Origin of the sequence: Speluncibacter jeojiensis, from assembly GCF_029589495.1 — a bacterium.
Taxonomy (GTDB): domain Bacteria; phylum Actinomycetota; class Actinomycetes; order Mycobacteriales; family Mycobacteriaceae; genus Speluncibacter; species Speluncibacter jeojiensis.
This window is the reverse complement of record NZ_JAAIVF010000001.1, coordinates 872,969-892,755: the sequence shown is the minus strand read 5'-3', so window position 1 is coordinate 892,755 and position 19,787 is coordinate 872,969. Positions and strand designations below refer to the sequence as shown.

The following is a 19,787-nucleotide window of genomic DNA, read 5'->3' as shown; positions in this document are numbered from 1 at the left end:
CCAGAAGGACGTTCGATGTCTGATCATGTGGACCTGTTCTCGCTCGGGGTGTGGGTGCTGTTCCTGGCATTCGTCACCTCGACGATCGCCGCGGCGGTCGGCTTCGCCTGTGCGCGCAAGTCGCGGTACTCGCTGTCGGTGGTGCGCCGGTGGTGTTGGCTGGCCGCGGCTGCGATGTCGATCGGCGGCGTGGCGATCTGGCTGGTGCAGCTGATCGTGCTGGTCGGGTTCACCGTTTCCGGCACGAAGATGCGTTACGACGGCACCTGGGTCACCGTCTCGCTGGTGCTGGCCGTGGCGCTCGCCCTCGTCGGCTTGCTGATCACGGGCCGCCGGGAGGACCGGGACGGGCTCGAAGAGCAGGTGCGGCCGAGCGGGACCGTCGAGATCGCGCGGATCGTCGGCGGCGGTGTGGTGATCGGTGCCGCCGTGCCGGTGGTGCACTTCACCATCGTGCGGGGCATCCACATTCAGGGGTCGTTCGGTTACGCCGTGCCGCTCGCGGTCGAATCGGTGGCGATCGGCGTCGTCGTGGGGACGCTGGCGGTCTGGCTCACCCTCACCGCGCACAACCGGTACCTGCGGTGGGCCGCGGCGCCGGTGATGGCGCTCGGTGTGGTCGGCGCCCACTATGTCGCGATGATGGCGATGCAGGTCGACCTCGACTCGGCGGCGGTTCCCCCGGCCGGCGTCGAGGTGTTCTCGATCCTGTTCCCGGCCTTCGTGGCCGGCACCCTCGTCCTGACAATCCCCATCACCGCGCTGCTGACCGCGCCGACCCGGGCCGAGTCGCGGCTCGAGGAGGAGGCCGAACGCTGGGTGGTCGAGGAGTACGCCGCGCAGGCCGAGCAGCCCGTCGGCTGAGCGGGTACCGCCGAAACGGACCGTGCGGTCGGGTATCTCGGCGAACGGGTGTCATCGCGGCTACCGAGGGGTAACACTGGTCTTCAGGAACCAGTTGCCCAGCTCGGAGGCGTGTCATGGTCCAGGCGACCCATGTCAGTGAGGAACAGGCGCGAGCGGTCGCGGAGGAGGCCCGCGAGAGCGGGTGGGAGAAGCCCTCGTTCGCCAAGGAACTCTTTCTCGGCCGGTTCCCACTCGAGCTCGTACACCCGTTCCCGGTGCCGACGCCGGAGGAACAACAGCGCACCGACCGCTTCCTGGCCAGGCTGCGCGACGTGTGCGTGGGACTGGACGGGACGGTCGTCGAGCGCGATTCGCGCATCCCCGACGAGTACGTCCGGGCGCTGGCCGAACTCGGCTGCTTCGGCCTGAAGATCCCCGAGGAGTACGGCGGGCTGGGACTCTCGCAAGTGGCGTACAACCGGGTCCTGATGCTCGTCAGTTCCGTGCATCCGAGTCTGGGCGCACTGCTGTCCGCGCACCAGTCGATCGGCGTACCGGAGCCGCTCAAGCTGGCGGGGACCGAGGAGCAGAAGCGCGAGTTCCTGCCGCGTTGCGCGCGCGGGGCGATCTCGGCCTTCCTGCTCACCGAACCGGACGTCGGCTCCGACCCGGCCCGGATGGCGTCGTCGGCGACCCCCGTCGACGACGGCCGGGCGTACGAACTCGAGGGCGTCAAGCTGTGGACGACCAATGGCGTGGTAGCCGAGTTGCTGGTGGTGATGGCGCGGGTGCCCGCGTACGACGGCGACGACGGCAAGCATCACCGCGGCGGGATCACCGCATTCGTCGTGGAGGCGGACTCGCCGGGCATCACTGTCGAGCGCCGCAACGCGTTCATGGGCCTGCGCGGCATCGAGAACGGTGTCACCCGGCTGCACCGGGTGCGCGTGCCGGCGCGCAACCGGATCGGCCGCGAGGGCGAGGGACTGAAGATCGCGCTGACCACCTTGAACGCCGGCCGGCTCGCACTGCCGGCGATGTGCGCGGGGGCCGGCAAATGGAGCCTGAAGATCGGTCGCGAGTGGTCGGCGGAACGGGTGCAGTGGGGTCGGCCGGTCGGCGAGCACGGCGCGGTCGCCGAGAAGCTCTCGTTCATCGCCGCCACCACTTATGCACTCGAGTCGGTACTGGAACTGGCCGGTCAGATGGCCGACGAGGGGCGCAACGACATCCGGATCGAGGCGGCACTCGCGAAGCTCTGGGCCAGCGAGATGGGCTGGCGGATCATCGACGAACTGGTGCAGATCCGGGGCGGGCGCGGCTATGAGACCGCCGCGTCACTGGCCGCTCGCGGCGAGCGCGCGGTGCCCGCGGAACAGTTGTTGCGGGACCTGCGGATCAACCGGATCTTCGAAGGCTCGAGCGAGATCATGCGACTGCTCGTCGCCCGTGAGGCGGTCGACGCGCACCTGACCGCCGCCGGCGACCTGGCCGACCCGAAGGCCGATCTGCAGCACAAGGCGAAGGCGGCCGCGCACGCCAGCGGCTTCTACGTGTCGTGGCTGCCGCATCTGGTGGCGGGCAAGGGGCAGATGCCCACCTCGTACGGCGAGTTCGACTCGCTGGCAACACATCTGCGGTTCGTCGAGCGCAATGCGCGCAAACTGGCCCGATCCACCTTCTACGGCATGGCCCGCTGGCAGGCGGGCATGGAGAAGCATCAGAGCTTCCTCGGCCGGGTGGTCGACATCGGGGCCGAGCTGTTCGCGATGTCGGCCTGCTGCGTGCGTGCCGAGATGCAACGCGCCGAGGATTCGGACGAGGGCACGGAGAAAGGTGCGGCCGCGTGCGAACTTGCGGATGCCTTCTGCCGGCAGTCGCGCATCCGCACAGAGGCGCTCTTCGCGGCGTTGTGGGACAACACCGACGACGTCGATCACCGGGTCGCCCAGTCGGTGCTGGACGGTCGGTACGCGTGGCTCGAGGAAGGGGTGCTCGACCAGAGTGAGGGCACCGGCCCGTGGATCGCGACGTGGGAGCCGGGACCGTCGACCGAGCCGAGTGTGGCGCGGCGGTTCGACCTGGACGGCACCGGGAGGCAGGGGACGCAGTCCTCCGACAGCGTTGGGAAGGAAGGTTTCTCGGCGGCGGATTCTGCCGTGGATGGCGGTTTCGCCGCGGACTGGGACATCGTGACCGGAGTCGGCTTGACGGCGCTGGGGGTCGCCGCGGGCCGCGCGATGGAGACGCACAGTGAGGGCGCGCTGGTGTCCGACCCGTTCGCGGAGGCGTTCGTGCGGGCGGCCGCGCCGCCGAAGCCGATGCCCACCCGGCTCGAGGATGTCGGCGACGACGAGGACCAGGTGATGTCGTGGACGTCGATGGCCACCTACATGGGGGTGCGGTCGCGCTACTTCGACGAGCGCCTGGCCGCCGCGGCCGAGGCCGGGGCTTCGCAGATCGTGCTGTTGGCGGCCGGCCTGGACGCGCGGGCGTACCGGATGTCGTGGCCGGAATCGGTGACGGTCTTCGAGCTCGATGCGCCGAAGGTGCTGGCGTTCAAGGACGCGGTGCTGGCCGGGCGGGGCGTGCGCGCCGGGGCGCAGCGGCGGACGGTCGCGGTGGACCTGCGCAACGAGTGGACCGGTGCGTTGCGGCAAGCCGGATTCGATCCGGCGCGGCCGTCGGCGTGGCTGGCGGAGGGACTGATGATGTTCCTGCCGAATGCGGCGAAGGAGCGACTGCTCAGGATCGTCGGCGATCTGACCGTGCCCGGCAGCTCCCTCGAGGTGGAGTACGTCGAGGGCATGGCGGCGATCCGGCGCGACCCGCAGTTCCAGCGGCGCCGCGCGCAGATGTCGGAGCGGATGGGTCTCGACGTCACCGATCTGTGGCCCGACGAGCCAGACTTCCCGCTCGGCGACTGGCTGCGCGAGCACGGCTGGACCGTGTCCACCGACTACGTCGTCGACGTCACCGGCCGGTACGGTCGCAGGCTCGAGGACGAGTCGATGTTCCCGCCGCGCTCGGGGGCGTTCGTCTCGGCGCGCAAGTAGGACCCGAGCCGGTCGCGTCAGCGGGGCGCGCTCGCAACCGGGCCGACCGGCCCGACCGGTCCGGTGCCGACACACAGTCGCAGCCCGGGGGTCAGCGTGCGGACCCGCAGCGTGTCACCCCCGCCGACGAGCCGCACGAACACCCGGTTCAGACCGGTACGGACGGGGACCCGCACCGCGGCGTCGTGCCCGACCGCGACGTCGATCGAGCCGTCCGCCGAGGCCAGATAGTTCAGCTGCGCGGTCCAGTTCCAGTCCGGCAGCCTGCCGCTGAGGACGAGGGTGGCGGGGGCCGCCGCGTCGACGCGGTACCCGCAACCGGCGACCGGCCCGGGCCGGATCGCGCGCGCCCACAACACTTTCGCGTCGACGATCTCGCCGGTGTCGGTGACCATCCGCAGCCGCGGGGTCGACGTCGCGAAGGCGGGCCGGTCGGGCAGCGGCGCGAAGACGTGCGACGCGAGGTTGTCCGGGTAGGTCAGCGGGGTCAGCACCCAGATCGAGACCGGCTGGTCCAGCAGCGGGACGTCCCGATGTGCGGCCAACTCGCGCCGGGCGGTCGCCAGGTACGACGCGGTCGGGTTCTTCTCCCACTGCCGGGTGAACGCCTGCGTGGACCACAGTGAGGCGCCGACGAACAGCACCGCCGCAGCGGCCCCGAATGCGGTTCGCGCGCGGTGCGGTCGCTGGGGTTCGGGCGGGGGCCGTCTGCGGGGCGCGCGCAGCACCAGTGCGCACGCGATCGTCAGTACGACCGCGCTGTCGGGCAGATACCGCAGCGTCTGGGCGAGCTCGGGGGCGGTGTCGGGGCTGTCCCGGACCAGTGCGATCGACAACTGTGCGACCACCACATAGGCGGCGGCGCAGAGCCACACCACGGCGACCCCGCGGCGGCGCAGCGAGGTTGCGACCAGCAGGAGGGTTGCGGCCACCGCGCAGCCCACGACCGCCGGGGTCGCGACGACCGCCCACGGCGGGGTGGTGGGCCAACGGATCCATGCCCACGGCCCGCCGAACAGCCCCGGCAGCACACCGCGGAACACCGACCGCGACACGAGCTGGCCCAGCATGTGCTCGCTGCCCCGACCGGGACTCGGGTGGACCAGCGTCAGGTAGCCGACGGTCCACAGTGCGGTCACCGCGAGCAGCGCCGACCACAGCAGTGCACAACGGCTCGCGGCGCTGCGCAACGGGGTGCGCCGTCGTTCGCCCGGGCGGCCGAACCTCGACCGGTCGACGTGCAGGGCCAGTGCCACGCACGCGAAGGCGACAGCCGGGACCACCACCGCCTTCTCGAAGCAGGCCAGCGCCGCCACGAAGACGAGGGTCCCGCTGAGAGCGTAGCGGGCGCGACCGGTCCGGTGCAGTTGCAGCGCATCGCCGGCGACCCAGACCAGGGCGATCTGCAGCGGCAGTGTGTTCAAACCCGCCGCCCACCAGGCGAAGGCCGGCAGTGTCAACGGCGAGAACAGGTAGAACACCAGCGGCACCAGCAGCAGTCGGCCGCGGTCGCCGAGCAACAGACGCAACAGTCGGAGCATGGCCAGCGACGCGAGGGCCTGCAGCGTGAGCAGTGTCGCCGCCGGGGCTGCCCAACTCAGAGGAGCCAGGCGGGTGGTGATCGCCGCGATCAGGAACGCTCCGGGCATGAAGTGCCCGTCGTGACCGCGCAGCAGCAGGTCCGCCGAGAACAACGGCAGGCGGGCGGCTCGCCCCTCGAGGATCAGGTCATCCCAGTAGAACGACCCGTGCTGCAGTGTCACCGCGCGGACGACCAGTTGAGCGACGATCAGCAGCAGCGCCAGGTGCACGGTGCGCATGCGGGGTGCCCGCGAGGCCGCCACCCCGGTGCGGGCGGTGGTCTGTGGCTGGGTCAGCTGGGTCATGCACCTCGCTCCCGGTGGATGGCCGTGCGGTCCGGACCGTCCGATCCTCGCATCCCGTCGGTGCCGCTGCGCCACGCCGCTGCCCGCCACACGTCCGCTGCGCTTCACACACGGTGTCCACGCCGCTGCCGACCTCGCGCCCACTGCGCTTCACACACGGTGTCCACGCCGCTGCCGACCTCGCGCCCACTGCACTTCACACACGGTGGGTGCACCTCGCCCTACCGGGTGGCGCGTGCGAGGTGCATGCCCGGTGTGCGAGGTGCACAGCGGCGTGGCGCGACCCTGCACGCCGGGCCCCTGCGCCGCGACCCCGCCCGTCTTGTCAATTTTTATTGACACCCGCCGTACTGTCAACATAAATTGACATCATGACCGAGGCGACAGACCTGGCCGCCGCTGCCGGAAGTCCCGACCCCACTGTGGGCCTGCGCGCGGTGGTGGCACTGCGCAAGCTTCTCGAGCGGCTCGAGGCGATCCAGGTGCACAACGCGCGCAAGCAGGGCTGGTCCTGGCAGCAGATCGCCGATGCACTCGGCGTCAGCCGCCAGGCCGTCCATCACAAGCACAGCAGGACCGGGAGGAGACCCTGATGTTCGAGCGATTCACCCGCAGCGCACGGGAAGCCGTCGTGCGCGCGAAAGTCGAGGCCGAGATGGCCGACAGTGCGGTGATCGACTCCCGGCACCTCGTCCTCGGGGTGCTGCAGGCGGGAGACGGGCCGGCGGTGACGGTGCTGTGCGAAGCAGGTTTCGGCGCCGCCGAGCTGAGACGCGCGCTGCGCGAGGGTGACGAGTTGGGCGACGCGGATGCCGAGGCGCTGCGGTCGATCGGCATCGACCTCGACGCCGTGCGGGCGAGTCTGGAGCAGAACTTCGGTGAAGGCGCCCTCGAAGGTCCGGAACCGGAGGAGACGGCCGGGATCTTCGGCTGGAGGAAGCCGGCGCGCGGGCACACCCCGTTCACCCGGGACGCGAAGAAGTCGATCGAGCTGGCGTTGCGCCAGGCGGTGCACCGGAAGGACGGGGAGATCCGCCCGGAACACCTCCTGCTCGGCGTCCTCACCGGCGGCGAACCCGCGGCGGCGCGGATGATCGAGTCGAAGATCGCGGTTGCGGACCTCCGGACCCGGCTGCTCGAGGAGATGGGCCGGGCGGCCTGACCCCGTCCGTGACACGATGGGTGGATGATCAGCTTTCTCGTGCGCCTGGCGATCACCGCGGTGGCCATCTGGGCGGCCGACTCGTGGATGAGCACCATCAGCGTCGACAGCGCCGGTCACGGAACCGAGGGGAACATTCTCATCTTCCTGGGCATCGCGCTGGTGTTCACGGTCGTCAACACGCTGATCAAACCGATCCTGACCGTGCTGTCGCTGCCGCTGCTGATCCTCAGCCTCGGGCTGTTCTACCTGGTGGTCAACGCGCTGATGCTGCTGCTGACCGCGTGGGTGACCCAGCAACTCGGCTGGGGCCTGCGCGTCGACGGGTTCTGGACCGCGGTCGGCGGCTCGATCATCATCTCGCTCGTCAGCCTGGCGCTGAACATGGTGATCCCGACGCGGGCGCTCGAGCGCCGCTGACTCGAGCGGCACTCAACGGTCCGAGCGGGGATCCGGCGCCGGGCCTCTCAGCCCAGGGTGAGCGCCAGCATCGTCGCGAGCGACCACGCGAGCATCGCCAGCCCGGTGTCACGCAGCGCCGGGATCAGCGCCATGCCCAGCGAACCGGAGCGCACCGGGGCATTGGCGCGCACCGCGAACGGCAGCGCCACCAGCCCGACCAGTGCCCACGGGGTGCGCACGACCAGCACCACGGACACCACGAACGGCACCGCCAGCAGAACCAGGTGCAGCACCCGGGTCCAGCGGTCGCCGAGGCGCACGGCCAGCGTGCGCTTTCCCGAGACCGCGTCGGTGTCGATGTCGCGCAGGTTGTTCGCGACCAGCACCGCGGACGAGAACGCGCCGACGGCCACCGCCGCCACCACGCCCACCCAGTCGATCCGCTCGGCCTGCACGAACTGGGTGCCGAGGACCGCGATCAGCCCGAAGTACACGAACACCGAGATCTCGCCGAAACCGCTGTAGCCGTACGGGTTCTTGCCGCCGGTGTAGTACCAGGCGCCGACGATGCAGAACGCGCCGACCAGGATCAGCCACCACGCGGAGGCGAGCGACAGCACCAGGCCGGCGACCGCGGCGACGGCGAAACAGCCGACGGCCGCGAACTTGACCGCACGCGGGGAGGCGACCCCCGACCCGACCAGCCGCAGCGGCCCGACGCGCTCGTCGTCGGTGCCGCGGATGCCGTCCGAGTAGTCGTTGGCGAAGTTGACCCCGATGATCAGCGCGAGCGACACCAACAGGGCCACCAGCGCCTTCCACACGACCGCTCCGTCGAGCGAGGCGGCGGCGCCGGTCCCGACGAGGACGGGCGCGATCGCATTGGGCAGGGTGCGCGGGCGGGCGCCTTCGATCCACTGGGCGGTGCTGGCCATGCACCGATCCTTTCAAGGCGGTGACCGAATGCAGTGGCCGGGGGAGCGCAGCGGCCAATAGAGTTGGCGCCCGGTGGTCGTGAACGCGATGGTGATGAACGGGTGGCGGTGAACGAGACAGAGGCGCCGGTGACGACACCGCAGCGGTCGCAGGCACAGGTGGGCGTGGGTCTGCTCGGTCCCGTGTCGGTGCGCCGGGGCGACGACCTCGCCGCGGTGGCGGGCGGTCGTGCGCGGAGCATGCTCGTCGCGCTGGCGCTGGAGCCCGGGCGTACGCGCAGCCCGCAGCGGCTGATCGAGGACGTCTGGGGCGACGAGCCGCCGCGCGCACCGACCAACGCGCTGCACACGCAGATCTCCCGGCTGCGGGCGCTGCTGCCGGCCGGGGCGCTCGAGGCCGGCCCCGCCGGGTACCGGCTTCGGCTCCCGCGCGACGAGACGGACCTCTCCCGCGCACAGGATCTGCTCATCCGTGCTCGTGCCGACGGCGACCCTGCGGCCGCCCGGGCCTGCGCGCAGGAGGCGCTGCGGTTGTGGCGGGGCGATCCGGCCGCGGACCTGCCGCCGGGTGCGCTGTCCGACGAACTGCGCCGGGTTGCGGACGGTCTGCGCGGTGAACTGGAGCGGGTGCGACTGGACGCAGACCTCGCCGAGGGACGCTTCGCCGACGCGGTGCCGGTGCTGACCGCACTGTGTGCGAACGATCCGCTGGACGAGCGGTCGCACTCAGACCTGATGCGCGCGCTGGCGGGGCTGGGCCGCGGCAACGAGGCGGTGGCGGTGTTCGCGGCGCTGCGCGGACGCCTGGCCGAGCGGCTGGGCACCGACCCGTCGGCCGCGCTCGTCGAGTTGCACACCGCGATCCTGCGCGGCGAGGTGCCCGCACAGGTGCAGCCCTCGGCTCCTGTGGTGGCGGCCGCCGCGGTGCCCTCCCGGGACCGGGGCGCCCCGGACCAGGCCGCGGATCGCGCGGGACGCACAGTCGGGCTGCGCGCGGCGCCGAATGCGTTGCTCGGTCGCGACGACGACATCGCCGCGCTGCAACTGCTGATGGCGCGGTCGCGGGTCACCACGATCCTCGGGCCGGGCGGCACCGGCAAGACCCGCATGGCTCACGAACTCGGCACCCGGGCGGCGGTGGACATGCCGGTGGCGCTGGTGGAGCTTGCGGGCGTGCGCAACGGCGAGGACGTGGTCGCGGCGATCAGCGCGACGCTCGGGATAGGCGAGGCGGAACTGTCGTCGGACGGGTTGCTGCGCACCAGGATCCGTGACATCCGGGAACGGCTTCGTGGTGCGCTGTCGGCGCGCCCGACACTGCTGATCCTCGACAACTGCGAGCATGTCATCGACGCCTGCGCCGACATCGTCGACGACCTGGTCGGGTCCGCCGACCGGCTGACCGTGCTCACCACCAGCCGCACACCGCTGATGATCGGCGCGGAGTCGGTGTATCCGCTGACCCCGCTGGCGGTCGACGAGGAGGGGTCACCGGCCACCGAGTTGTTCTGCGCCCGGTCTCGGGCGGTGCGCCCGGCCGTACACCTGGACCGCGCCGCCGTGGCCCGGCTGTGTCGCACGCTCGACGGGCTGCCGCTGGCGATCGAGCTGGCCGCGGCACGGGTGCGGACGATGACCGTCGAGGAGATCAACACCCGGCTGGTGGACCGTTTCGCGTTGTTGCGCAACGTCGATCGCGGTTCGCCGGAGCGGCATCGGACGCTGCACGCGGTCATCGACTGGAGCTGGGATCTGCTCGCGGACGACCAGCGCGCCGCACTGCGCCGGTTGTGCCGGTTTCCGGACGGCTTCACCCGGGACGCGGCCGCCGCGGTGGCCGGGTGGGGCGAGGTCGCCGACCCGGACCTGGCGCTGGAGGGTCTGGTCAACCAGTCGTTGCTCGCCGTGGAGGAGACGGCCGTCGGCCTGCGGTACCGCATGCTCGAGACCGTGCGCGAGTTCGGCGAGGAACAACTGGCCGCCGGCGGCGAGTCCGCGGAGGTGGACCGTCGGCAGCTGGACTGGGCGGTGTCCTTCGCGCGGAACCTGTTCGAGCTCGGCTGGAGCAGGGACCAGGTTCGGGTGGTCACGCTCATGGAAAGCGAGCACGAGGCACTGCTCACCGCGCTGCGCCGGGCGGTGGGTGCGGCGGACGGCGCCGCCGCGTTGACGCTGTTCGGGGTACTGGGGCTCTACTGGTCGACGCGCGGCGCCCACTCGGAGATCTTCACCTGGGCCGGCCGGGTGCTCGACCTGACCGGCGACCCGGCGGTCGAGAACGTCGCCCCCGATGTGCGGGCGATGGCGTACGCGCTGGCGGGCATACACCTCTGGGTGGGCCCGCGGCGGCACCGGCACCTGGGGACCGTGCGGATGCGGTTGCGGCGGTTGCTCGCCTCCGATGCGGGGAGCGGCCTGCGGCCGGTGGTGCGGTTGTTCGCCGACGCGATCATGCTGGATGCGTACGGTGCGGGACTGGGCCGGTTGCTGGCGCACGGAGTTCGATCGAAGGATATCGAAACACGCTGTGCTGCATATGTCCTGCGGGCGAATACGCACGAGAACGCCGGCAACCGGCGAGCCTCCTGGCGGGACGCCTCGACGGCGCTGGAACTTGCGCGCGTGAGTGGCAACCGCTGGGTCGAGGGCATGTCGGCGCAGCTGCTCGGGGGTCTGCACAGCCAGGCGGCGCGGTACGCCGAAGCGGTGGACTACTTCTACGATTCCGTCACGATCCTGCGGGAGTTGCACGCCTATGAGGAGAGCTCGCAGGTGCGGGCCTTCGTCGCCGCGGCGTTGGTCGGCGTCGGGCAGACCGAAACCGGACGGAGCGAGGCCGAGGCGGCCCTCGGGCACAGCGCGGTCGGCCCGGTCCCGGCGGCCGGTCCCGGTCGGGCCGACTACGAGCCCGCCGCCACCGCCGCGCTGGCCGAAGCCGATCTGGCCGAGGGTGAGACCGAGAGCGGGTTGGCCCTGTACCGGCGCGCGGTGGAGATGTCCCGGCCGGAGGACGGCGCGGATTTCGATCATCCGTACGCGGGACTGCTGACCTCCGCCGCCGTGTGCGCCTGCGTTCAGGCCGGCGAACTGGTCGAGGCGCGCCGGCTGTGCGATGCGATGCTCGAGGTGGCGATGCCACGGCTGGGCGCCACCCGGTCCCGGCGGTTCGTGGATCAGCCGGTCGCGGGCGCCATGGCCGTTGCGGTCTGTGCGATCGATCTGGCCGAGGGGCGGGCGGATCGGCAGGTGCTGCGACTGCTCGCGATCGCGGTTCGGGCGGGCGCCCGCCAGGACTATCCCGCGTTGCGACACGACCGACAGCTCGCCAGGGCCCGTGAGATCACCGGAGACGGACAGGTCGATGCCGCGCTGGAGTGGGCCGCGTCGCAACCGCGCCGCCAGGTGTCCTCCGACCTGGTGCAACTGCTGGTCGAGCGGTATGAGCGGAGCCCTGGGGCAGAGTGAATCGGGACACTTCGGAAAGATGACACTTCGGCGGGAACTTTTCGGACTCGCCGCGCATCACACTTGTGGGGAACCATGACCGTCGGGCTTTGAAAGGGAGGCTCAACCGGTGGACGACCACGACAGCGATGCCAGCCTGTGGGAGATGCTGCAGATCTCTCGGGAAGATGCGCTGCCTCCGCTAGATGACGATGTGTGGGAAGCGGTGCTCGGTGCTGCGCTCGACCCCGAGGCGCCCGAGGCCGACGACACCTTGGTGCCTCTGCACGACGACGAGCACGGCATCGTCGATCCGGGCTGGGGAGGCGACCACGACGCCGCTGCCGCGGGGGCGGACGACGCGCACCACGATCTCGGCGGGCTGCTGCACGATCCGGGAGCGGACCCTCACGATCTCGGGTCACTCGACCATCATCACCACGATCTCGTCGGCCACGACCCGGGACATCAGGATTTCGGCCACCCCGATCCGGGCGGGCACGACGGCGGCAGCGCCCATGACGGATTCGGTGGGGACGGGTTCGGTGGGGACCACCCCGACTTGGGCGGCTTCGACCACCTGGCTTGAGTGTGGCCGTGGCGCGGACGTCAGAGCAACTGCGATGGGGCGAGCAACTCGACGACCTTGTTGCGCGCCCGGTTGATCCTGCTGCGCACGGTCTGTACCGAGGTGCCCTGGGCCTCGGCGATCTCCGCATACGAGAGGTCGGCGTACTCACGCAGGACCAGCGCCTCGCGGAAGACATCGGACAACTGTCCCAACGCCCAGCGCACCGCGTCGGCATCGACGACACGATCCGCGGTCAGCGGGGCCTGGTCGATCAGGACGATCTCGTCGTCGGCCAGGTCGGTGTCCTGGAGGACGTCCTTGCGGCGTCGCACGATCTGCATCGCCGCGTTGCGGGTGATCGCATACATCCAGGTGCGGAAGCCTGATTCGCCTCGGAATCGGTGCAGGTTCTGCCACGCGGAGGTCAGCGCCTCCTGGATGGCATCCTGCGCGTCCTCGTGATTACCGGTGATCTGCAGGGCGACCGACCACATCACCTGCTTGCAGTGGCCGGAGAGTTCGGCGAACGCCCGATGATCGCCCTCGCGGCACAGCGCGAGCAACTCGGACTCATTCATCGGACCCCCTGTCAGCAACCGCTCAGGATAGTAGTCCGCGGACCGTGTCACAGGCGATATCGGGTGGGAGCAGACGCAAGGATTCGGGCGCAGTTTCGCCGGTCGTCATCGGGTTCCCGACGCTGTGCGTGGCAACTGCGGGGCGATCGAGGGTGTGTGTCGGTTCGTGCGGCGGTGCGTCCGCAGCCGGGGAACGACGAGTGTTCGCACACCCTGCGGTCAGGCGCATGCGTTGCAAGTGCGTGCTGATGGCCGCGGAGTGTGCGGATTCGCGCAAGCCGGCGCTGCTGGAATGGGGGAACGCGCAGCACCGGTCGCGGACGATGGGGCCCGGCGCAGTCGCACCCTGGATGATCACCGCGCAATCGAACGCACGTTTGAGAAATGCGCTTCCATCCGAGTGCTTCGAGGTCGGAACGATCAGCTCCACTAGTAATTGTCGAGGTGACAAAAACATGCTAGCGTTCAAATTGTCAGCAAGACAAAAGGAGGTGCGCCATGATCACGACCCACGCTCGGGTGCCCGAAGGCTGGGGCATCCGCGGCACCGACGAATTCGCCAGGTTTCCTGCGGGCGAGCGCCACGTGCGCGACCTCGCGCCCGAGACCGAGTCGCCCTGCTACGTCGTCGTGCGCGGCGCCGACGCCAACGACTACATCTCGGCGGCGATGTGGATCGACCTGCAGCACCGCAAGGGGCACAAGGTGACTGCGGTGGTTCCGTACCTGCCCGGCGCGCGCCAGGACCGCGGGCGACCCTTCGGCGCGGCGGTCTACGCCGGCCTGATCAACGCGATGAAGGCCGATCGGGTGGCCGCCTTCGACCCGCACTCCGCGGTGATGCCGCAGATGATCGACAACCTCGTCGTCGTCGACTCCACCCGGGCGGTCCGGCGCGCCGTCACCAACGGCGCGGGCGACACCACCTATACGGGGGTGATCAGCCCGGACGCCGGCGCGCTCGAGCGGGCCGGCAAGGTCGCCCAGGCGCTGCACGTGCCGCTGTACCGCGCGAGCAAGCGGCGCGACTTCGCGACCGGCGCGCTCTCCGGGTTCGACTGCGAGGCACTGCCGCCGGGAGGCCGCTACCTGGTCGTCGACGACATCTGTGACGGCGGCGGCACCTTCCTCGGACTGGCCGAGGCCACCGGACTGCCCGCGGCGCAACTGGGCCTGTGGGTGAGTCACGGGGTGTTCTCGGGGCGGGCCGACCGCCTCGGCCTGGCCTTCGGGGAGATCATCACCACCGACTCGCACCCCGGCCACTGCCGCGAGGACGTCGCCGCCCGCATCGTCCCTGTTCTCCCGCACATGATTTCGGAGATCCTGCAATGACCATGACCACCCTGCAAACCACCTCGCCGATCGCGCCGCTGCTGCTGACCGACGGCTACAAGCTCGACCACCGCCGTCAGTATCCGGCCGGCACGACCCGGGTCTACTCGAACTTCACCAACCGGGCCTCGCGCATCCCCGGTGTCGACCGTGTCGTGCACTTCGGGTTGCAGGCCTTCTGCCGGCGGGTGCTCGTCGAGGCGTTCGCCCGGTTCTTCGCCGCAGACGAGGATGTGGTCGCCGCCGAGTATCGGCGCGTCCTCGACGTGTACCTGGGCCCCAACGAGATCGGCACCGACCACATCCGCGCGCTGCACCGGCGGGGCTGTCTGCCGCTACGGATCTGCGCGGTCCCGGAGGGAACCCGCGTCCCGCTGCGTGTGCCCAGCTTCACGATCGAGAACACCGATCCCGAGTTCTCTTGGCTGGTCAACTATCTCGAGACGGCCATCTCGGCGGCGGTGTGGCACCCGTCGACGACCGCGACCATCGCCGATCGCTACCGCAGACTGCTCGACGCGCGCGCGGCGGCCACCGGAGGACCGGCCGCCGCGGTCGACTTCCAGGCCCACGACTTCTCGTTCCGCGGTCAGGCGAGCCTCGATGCGGCCGCGGCCTCGGGTGCGGCGCACCTGCTCTCGTTCCGTGGCAGCGACTCGCTCACCTCGCTCGACTGGATCGACCGGTACTACCCGGGAGACAACGGATTCGTGGCCGCGAGCGTGCCGGCGACCGAGCACTCGGTCATGTGTGCGGGCGGGCAGGAGGATGAGGCGCAGACCTACCGTCGGCTGCTCGAACTGTATCCGCGCGGCATCGTCTCGGTGGTCAGCGACACCTGGGACCTGTGGCGGGTGATCACCGAGATCTTGCCCGGGTTGCGCGAGCAGATCGTGGGCCGTGACGGCAAACTGGTGGTCCGTCCCGACTCGGGCGACCCCGCGGACATCCTCTGCGGCGACCGGACGGCGGAACCGGGGACCCCCGCGGCGAAGGGCGTCGTCCGGTTGCTGCACGAATTGTTCGGCGGCACGGTCAATCCCGCGGGCTTCGTCGAACTCGACCCGCACATCGGCGCGATCTACGGCGACTCGATCACGCTGGCCCGCGCCGAGGCCATCTGCGACCGACTGGCGGCCGCCGGCTACGCCTCGACGAACGTCGTGTTCGGCATCGGCTCGTTCACGTACCAGTACGTCACCCGCGACACGTTCTCGAGCGCGATCAAGGCGACCTGGGTCGAGGTCGGCGGGCAGGGCCGGAACCTGCGCAAGGACCCGGTGACGGACAACGGAACCAAGCGGTCGGCGACGGGTCGGCTCGCCGTCGCGTCGGGTCCGGACGGGGAGCTGACCCTGATCGAGCAGGCGAGTGCTGAGCAGGAGCGTGCATCGCTGCTGCGGCCGGTCTGGGAGGATGGCAAACCGGTCCGCACCCAGTCGTTCGCCGATGTGCGACGGGTGCTCGCAGAGGGAGCGGCCGATGCCTGAGTTCGACCAGCCGCTGGTGTCCGTGGACGTGGTCCCGGTGCGGTACGACCACGCCGGCGCGACCGTCGAGGTGCTGCTCGGCCGGCGGATCTACGAGCCGCACCTCGGCGAGTTCGCGCTGCCCGGTGTGCTGCTCGGTCACGAACGCATCGACGAGGCCGCGGTGCGCGCGTTGCGCACCAAGCTGGGCGTCGAAAACGGCGAGGTGCGGTTGCTCGGCGGGGTCGAGGTGTTCGACAACCCCGACCGCGACCCGCGCGGGCCCACCCTCTCGATCGCGCGCTATGCCGTCGTCGCCGACGACTACCGACCGCAGCCGGAACTGCATGCGGCGGTGGCGTTGCCGGCCGTCGACGCGCTGCCGTTCGACCACGGCCGCATCGTCACCCGCGCGGCCGAGGTGCTGGCCAAGGACCTGTGGGCCGATCGAGCAGTCGCCGCCGCGCTGCTCGGGACCCGGTTCGCGACCAGCGATCTGCGGGAGGTCTACACCCAGTTGCTCACCCGCGCCCACGGCGACCACGCCCCGCGCGTCGATCCCGCGAACCTGCTGCGGCGGTTGCGCGGCACCGGCTGGGTGCATCAGGTGGCGACCGCAGAGACCGGTCGCGGCGGTCGCCCGCCGACCGTGTGGGAGTGGAACGACTGAGCTACCCGCCGAGCCGGAGGCGTTGCAGGTTGTAGGCGACGGTCAGGGCCGTGAGCGCGGCGTCCTCGGCGGCGCTGCGGGTCGTGATGGCCTGGCGCTGCACCCAGGCGATGCGGTCGGCGGTGGCGCCGCGCACCTGATCCCAGCCTGCGCCGGGCGGCAGGCCGACGCGCTCGGCGTCGGTGCGGGCCTGCAGCGTGCGCGTCAGTTCGGCGGTGACGGGGGAATGGGGATCGGTGGCGAGCATCGAGCGCAGCGCTTGCAACAGCAGCACGGGGTTCATCGCGGGATCGGTGCGAGCCTGCTGGGTCACGGCGCGGATGTGGTCACGGTCAGGGTGAGATGACGCCAGCGTGTCCAGTTCGGCGAGGATCCGCCGGGCCCGGTGTACGGCGGCGAAGGCACCGATGTTGTTGTGCAACACCGACTGCAGGACCGGCAGCCCGGATACGTGGTCGAGCCATCCGGCCAGTGCGTGCGCTCCTTGCGCGGCGGCGGCCCGGCCGTTGACGGCGCCGTACTCGCCGAGCAGATCGAGGATGCGGTCGCGCTGCGGCGCGGTCATCGGCGCCGGGTCGTCGGCGCTGAGCACCCGGTACAGGTCCCACCCCTCGATCCCCGACAGTGCTGCGAGTGCTCGCGCGTCGGCTTCGGTGACGCGGCCGGTGCGGGCCGATTCGGAGAGCAACCCGGCCACCGGCAACACGGTCAATACCTGCCCGGCGAGCTGGTCGGCCAGGCGGCGGGCGTGTTCGTGGGCGTGCTCGATGGGGTCGCGGGTACCGAATGCGCCCTCGCCGAATCCGTCTGCGCGGGAAAGCACCCCGAGGGTGTTCAGGGGAGTGAACCCGAGTTCGCGCAGGAAGGCGACCTCGTCGGCGCGGGGCGTGGAGTCGAACAGGAACACCGCGGCGTCGGCGTCGACGGAGGCGTCCTTGGTCTGCGCGAACCCGTCGATCAGTGCGCGACGGGTGGTGTCGGCGTTGGCGACGGTCAGGGTGGCCAGTCCGGGGGTGTCGATGAGGGTGAGGTCGCGGATCGCCGCCGATGGCAGGTAGCGGTCGACGTAGGCGGTGTCGACAGGGGAGATCTCCACGGGGGCACCGAATCTCAGGTCGATCGGCACCGCGCGGCGGGTGCCGTCGTGGCCGACGACCTCGGCGCGCGAGGGTGCGCCGTCGTGGTAGACGGTCACCACGTTGGTGGCCTCGAGGGCGGCGGTTTCGGCGACCGGGGCGCCGATCAGCGCGTTGACGAGCGTGGACTTGCCGGCCTTGAGCCGGCCCACCACCACGATCCGCGGCGGCGACCACAGCATCGCCCCGATCCGGTTCGCGTGGCCGACAAGGTCCCCGCCGGGCGCGGCCAGCGAGCGCAGCGCCCGGTCCAGGACGGCGACCACCGGATCCATCGGCGGCGTACCCGGTTGCGCGGCCGGTGGCGGGAGCGGCTGCATCAGGAAGCCTCCCCGGCGACGCGGTCGGGCACGGTGGTCAGGGTCGCTATCTGATTCTCCAGCGCGGCGAGCTTCGCGGTGACGACGCGCTGGTTGGTGCTCAGCCGCTTGAGGTTTCGGTCCTTGGTGGCCTCGTCCTGCTGGGCGGCCTCGCGCGCCTCGACGAGTTGGCGCTGGATCTCTTCCATCTGGGTGCGCAGGTGCTCGCGGTAGCGGATGACGATCTCCGGTCGGGCGATGGAGATCGACGCCTCGAGCATCCGCACGACCTGGGTCTTGACGGTGCCCATGGTTTCGCGCATCCAGTTGAGCAGGTTCTGCTTGCCGTTGCGCATGGCCCGGTAGCCCATGTTCACCGCGATCCACACGGGTGCGCCCCACAGGCCGATGCCCAGGACCATGCCGAGCGCGCTGGTGCCGATCGACCCCATCGACAGCATCGTCGGGTCGATCAGTCCCTTGGTCTTCTTGGCGACCTCGCCGGTCTTGAGCTCGCCGAACGCCATGGCGCCGAGCATCAACTGGTAGATCTCCTGCCAGTTGTCGCTGGTGGGGAACAGCGGTTCGACCATGGCGTAGAGCCGGTCGAGGAACAGCTGGCAGGTGGAGGTCATCGCGGCGAGCAGTTCGGCCTCGATCTGGGCGGTGAAGATCTGCGGGTTGCTGCGCAGCACCTTGACGCCGTGTTTGGAGATCTGTTCGGACCACCGGGTGCGGATGTGTTCGAGCTGCTCGTCCAGATGGGTCATCGCCGCCTGCCGGGCCAGTGTCAGGTCGCGGCTCAGATAGTGTTCCCACTGTCCGGCTTGGTCTTTGAGCTCGGCGAGCCGATCACGTTCGGCCGTCAGGTCCGGCAGCGCGGTCGCGGTGTCCTGCATGATCTTGATGTCCTGGGTGATGGTCGCGTGGACCGCGCGCAGGCCCTCCGCCGCGGTGCGCAACGCATCCGCGACCGGCAGCTGTTCGCCCAGTGCGAGGCGGGCGGCGATCGCCCGGCGCAGATCGTTGAGCCCGGAAGCTTCCAGCGCGGCCTGACGCTGCGCGCCGTCCATCGTGGCCGCGGCCGCGGCGAGGGTGGAGGAGACACCGATGACGGGGATGTCGCGGCGCAGGTGTTCGCGCAGCAGTCGCCGGTTCTCGTCGACGATCGGCCGCCATCGGCGAATGTTCTTGTCGGTCTTGGTGACCGCGACGATCACCGATTCGACGGTGGCCGCGGCCTCGCCGATGAACGCCATCTCGGGCGCACTGATCGGCGAGGTGGCATCGCACACGACGACGATCACACAGGCCCGTTCGGTGGACTGCAGGGCCAGTTGGGCGTGCATCGGCTCGAGGCCGCCGGCGCCGGGGGTGTCGATGATGATCGGGTCGCCGGGAACGAGTCCGGCGACGGGGACGACCGCGCGCGTCGGCAATGCGTCGATCTGCGCGTCGGTGACGCGCCGGCCGGTCACGGTCACCCAGTCGGCCAGCTCGGCCCGCGGGATCTGCCGCGCGGTACCGGGAAAGACGAGTTCGGCGGTGCCCGCCGGGCGCGACTCGGTGGCCGGGACGAACTGCACCGCCGCCGAGGTCGCCACGTCCACGTCGACCGGGGAGGCGTCCGGCTCGCCGATCAACGCGTTGACCAACGCGCTCTTGCCACGCTTGACCTCGCCGACCACCACGATCGACCGTGCCGGCGGTCCGGCGGCCAGCTTGGACTCGGCCAGGTCCGCGGCCTGGGTGCGGCCGTAGGTGCGCAGGATCTTCGTCGCCTCGGCCAGCGCCGACCGCGGCGTCGACTCACCCTGCCCGGGCTGCACCATCGAAAGTCCCCTCACGAGCCGGCCGCGGCAGCCGGAATCCGTGACACAGGCTAACGTGCGGCGGCCGCCGGTCTGCACCCGATCGAGCGCACCGACCCGTCCAAGTGTGACGTGCATCACTTTCCGAATGAGGGTGGGAACCTTCGTCGTGGTCCCCGCATCCCAT

The 19,787-nt window shown here is 70.6% G+C and carries 15 protein-coding genes and 1 pseudogene; 11 read left to right on the top strand and 5 right to left on the bottom strand.

All coding sequences use genetic code 11. The features are described 5' to 3' along the window. The first annotated feature begins 15 nt into the window (after window positions 1–15). The 3 genes and pseudogenes from G4X40_RS03740 to G4X40_RS03730 all read left to right on the top strand — a co-directional run bounded on the left by G4X40_RS03740 (window position 16) and on the right by G4X40_RS03730 (window position 3,902). Window positions 16–864 carry an MHYT domain-containing protein gene (locus G4X40_RS03740; protein ID WP_277830235.1) on the top strand — a complete coding sequence of 283 codons (849 nt, stop codon included), beginning with the start codon at window positions 16–18 and terminating at the stop codon, window positions 862–864. A gap of 116 nt (window positions 865–980) precedes the next feature. Then, a pseudogene (locus G4X40_RS03735) lies at window positions 981–2,924 on the top strand (acyl-CoA dehydrogenase family protein); the annotation flags it as partial. Beyond that, entirely contained in the window at window positions 2,910–3,902 is a 993-nt protein-coding gene (locus G4X40_RS03730; protein ID WP_277831252.1) for an SAM-dependent methyltransferase, read from the top strand. The pseudogene G4X40_RS03735 and the gene G4X40_RS03730, both read left to right, overlap by 15 nt. A gap of 17 nt (window positions 3,903–3,919) precedes the next feature. Here the strand turns inward: G4X40_RS03730 and G4X40_RS03725 are convergent, their stop codons facing one another. Continuing rightward, entirely contained in the window at window positions 3,920–5,788 is a 1,869-nt protein-coding gene (locus tag G4X40_RS03725; RefSeq protein WP_277830234.1) for a hypothetical protein, read from the bottom strand. A gap of 371 nt (window positions 5,789–6,159) precedes the next feature. Here G4X40_RS03725 and G4X40_RS03720 point away from each other — a divergent pair, with 371 nt between their 5' ends. The 3 genes from G4X40_RS03720 to G4X40_RS03710 are packed head-to-tail and all read left to right on the top strand — an operon-like array spanning window position 6,160 to window position 7,370. Next, complete coding sequence (locus G4X40_RS03720; protein ID WP_277830232.1) at window positions 6,160–6,381, top strand: helix-turn-helix domain-containing protein; 222 nt, start codon at window positions 6,160–6,162, stop codon at window positions 6,379–6,381. Further along, window positions 6,381–6,950: a Clp protease N-terminal domain-containing protein gene (locus G4X40_RS03715; RefSeq protein ID WP_277830231.1), complete on the top strand. Its 570-nt coding sequence runs from the start codon at window positions 6,381–6,383 to the stop codon at window positions 6,948–6,950. Before G4X40_RS03720 ends, G4X40_RS03715 begins: the two co-directional genes overlap by 1 nt. A gap of 27 nt (window positions 6,951–6,977) precedes the next feature. Next, window positions 6,978–7,370 (top strand): phage holin family protein, encoded by a 393-nt coding sequence (locus G4X40_RS03710; RefSeq protein WP_277831251.1) that lies wholly within the window; start codon window positions 6,978–6,980, stop codon window positions 7,368–7,370. Window positions 7,371–7,417: 47 nt separating this feature from the next. Here G4X40_RS03710 and G4X40_RS03705 read toward each other — a convergent pair whose 3' ends face one another. Continuing rightward, the gene (locus G4X40_RS03705; RefSeq protein ID WP_277830229.1) at window positions 7,418–8,287 is read right to left on the bottom strand and encodes a 1,4-dihydroxy-2-naphthoate polyprenyltransferase; all 870 of its coding nucleotides are present in this window, start codon (window positions 8,285–8,287) and stop codon (window positions 7,418–7,420) included. 108 nt (window positions 8,288–8,395) lie between these two features. On the opposite strand from G4X40_RS03705, the gene G4X40_RS03700 reads away from it, so the two are divergent. Beyond that, window positions 8,396–11,752: an AfsR/SARP family transcriptional regulator gene (locus G4X40_RS03700; RefSeq protein WP_277830228.1), complete on the top strand. Its 3,357-nt coding sequence runs from the start codon at window positions 8,396–8,398 to the stop codon at window positions 11,750–11,752. 109 nt (window positions 11,753–11,861) lie between these two features. Continuing rightward, window positions 11,862–12,320: a hypothetical protein gene (locus G4X40_RS03695; protein ID WP_277830226.1), complete on the top strand. Its 459-nt coding sequence runs from the start codon at window positions 11,862–11,864 to the stop codon at window positions 12,318–12,320. A gap of 20 nt (window positions 12,321–12,340) precedes the next feature. On the opposite strand, the gene G4X40_RS03690 is transcribed toward G4X40_RS03695, so the two are convergent. Beyond that, entirely contained in the window at window positions 12,341–12,880 is a 540-nt protein-coding gene (locus G4X40_RS03690) for an RNA polymerase sigma factor (protein ID WP_277830224.1), read from the bottom strand. Window positions 12,881–13,378: 498 nt separating this feature from the next. On the opposite strand from G4X40_RS03690, the gene G4X40_RS03685 reads away from it, so the two are divergent. From G4X40_RS03685 to G4X40_RS03675, 3 genes are read left to right on the top strand one after another with little or no spacing between them, the layout of a single operon-like run. Next, on the top strand, window positions 13,379–14,215 hold the full coding sequence (locus G4X40_RS03685; protein ID WP_277830222.1) for a phosphoribosyltransferase family protein: 837 nt from the start codon (window positions 13,379–13,381) through the stop codon (window positions 14,213–14,215). 2 nt (window positions 14,216–14,217) lie between these two features. After that, window positions 14,218–15,705 carry a nicotinate phosphoribosyltransferase gene (locus G4X40_RS03680; protein ID WP_277830220.1) on the top strand — a complete coding sequence of 496 codons (1,488 nt, stop codon included), beginning with the start codon at window positions 14,218–14,220 and terminating at the stop codon, window positions 15,703–15,705. After that, window positions 15,698–16,354: an NUDIX domain-containing protein gene (locus tag G4X40_RS03675; RefSeq protein WP_277830218.1), complete on the top strand. Its 657-nt coding sequence runs from the start codon at window positions 15,698–15,700 to the stop codon at window positions 16,352–16,354. Before G4X40_RS03680 ends, G4X40_RS03675 begins: the two co-directional genes overlap by 8 nt. A gap of 1 nt (window position 16,355) precedes the next feature. Here the strand turns inward: G4X40_RS03675 and G4X40_RS03670 are convergent, their stop codons facing one another. Both G4X40_RS03670 and G4X40_RS03665 read right to left on the bottom strand, forming a co-directional pair. Further along, the gene (locus G4X40_RS03670; RefSeq protein WP_277830216.1) at window positions 16,356–17,810 is read right to left on the bottom strand and encodes a GTPase; all 1,455 of its coding nucleotides are present in this window, start codon (window positions 17,808–17,810) and stop codon (window positions 16,356–16,358) included. Further along, window positions 17,810–19,621: a dynamin family protein gene (locus G4X40_RS03665; protein WP_277830214.1), complete on the bottom strand. Its 1,812-nt coding sequence runs from the start codon at window positions 19,619–19,621 to the stop codon at window positions 17,810–17,812. The genes G4X40_RS03670 and G4X40_RS03665 overlap by 1 nt, the downstream gene beginning before the upstream one ends. Window positions 19,622–19,787: the final 166 nt, after the last annotated feature.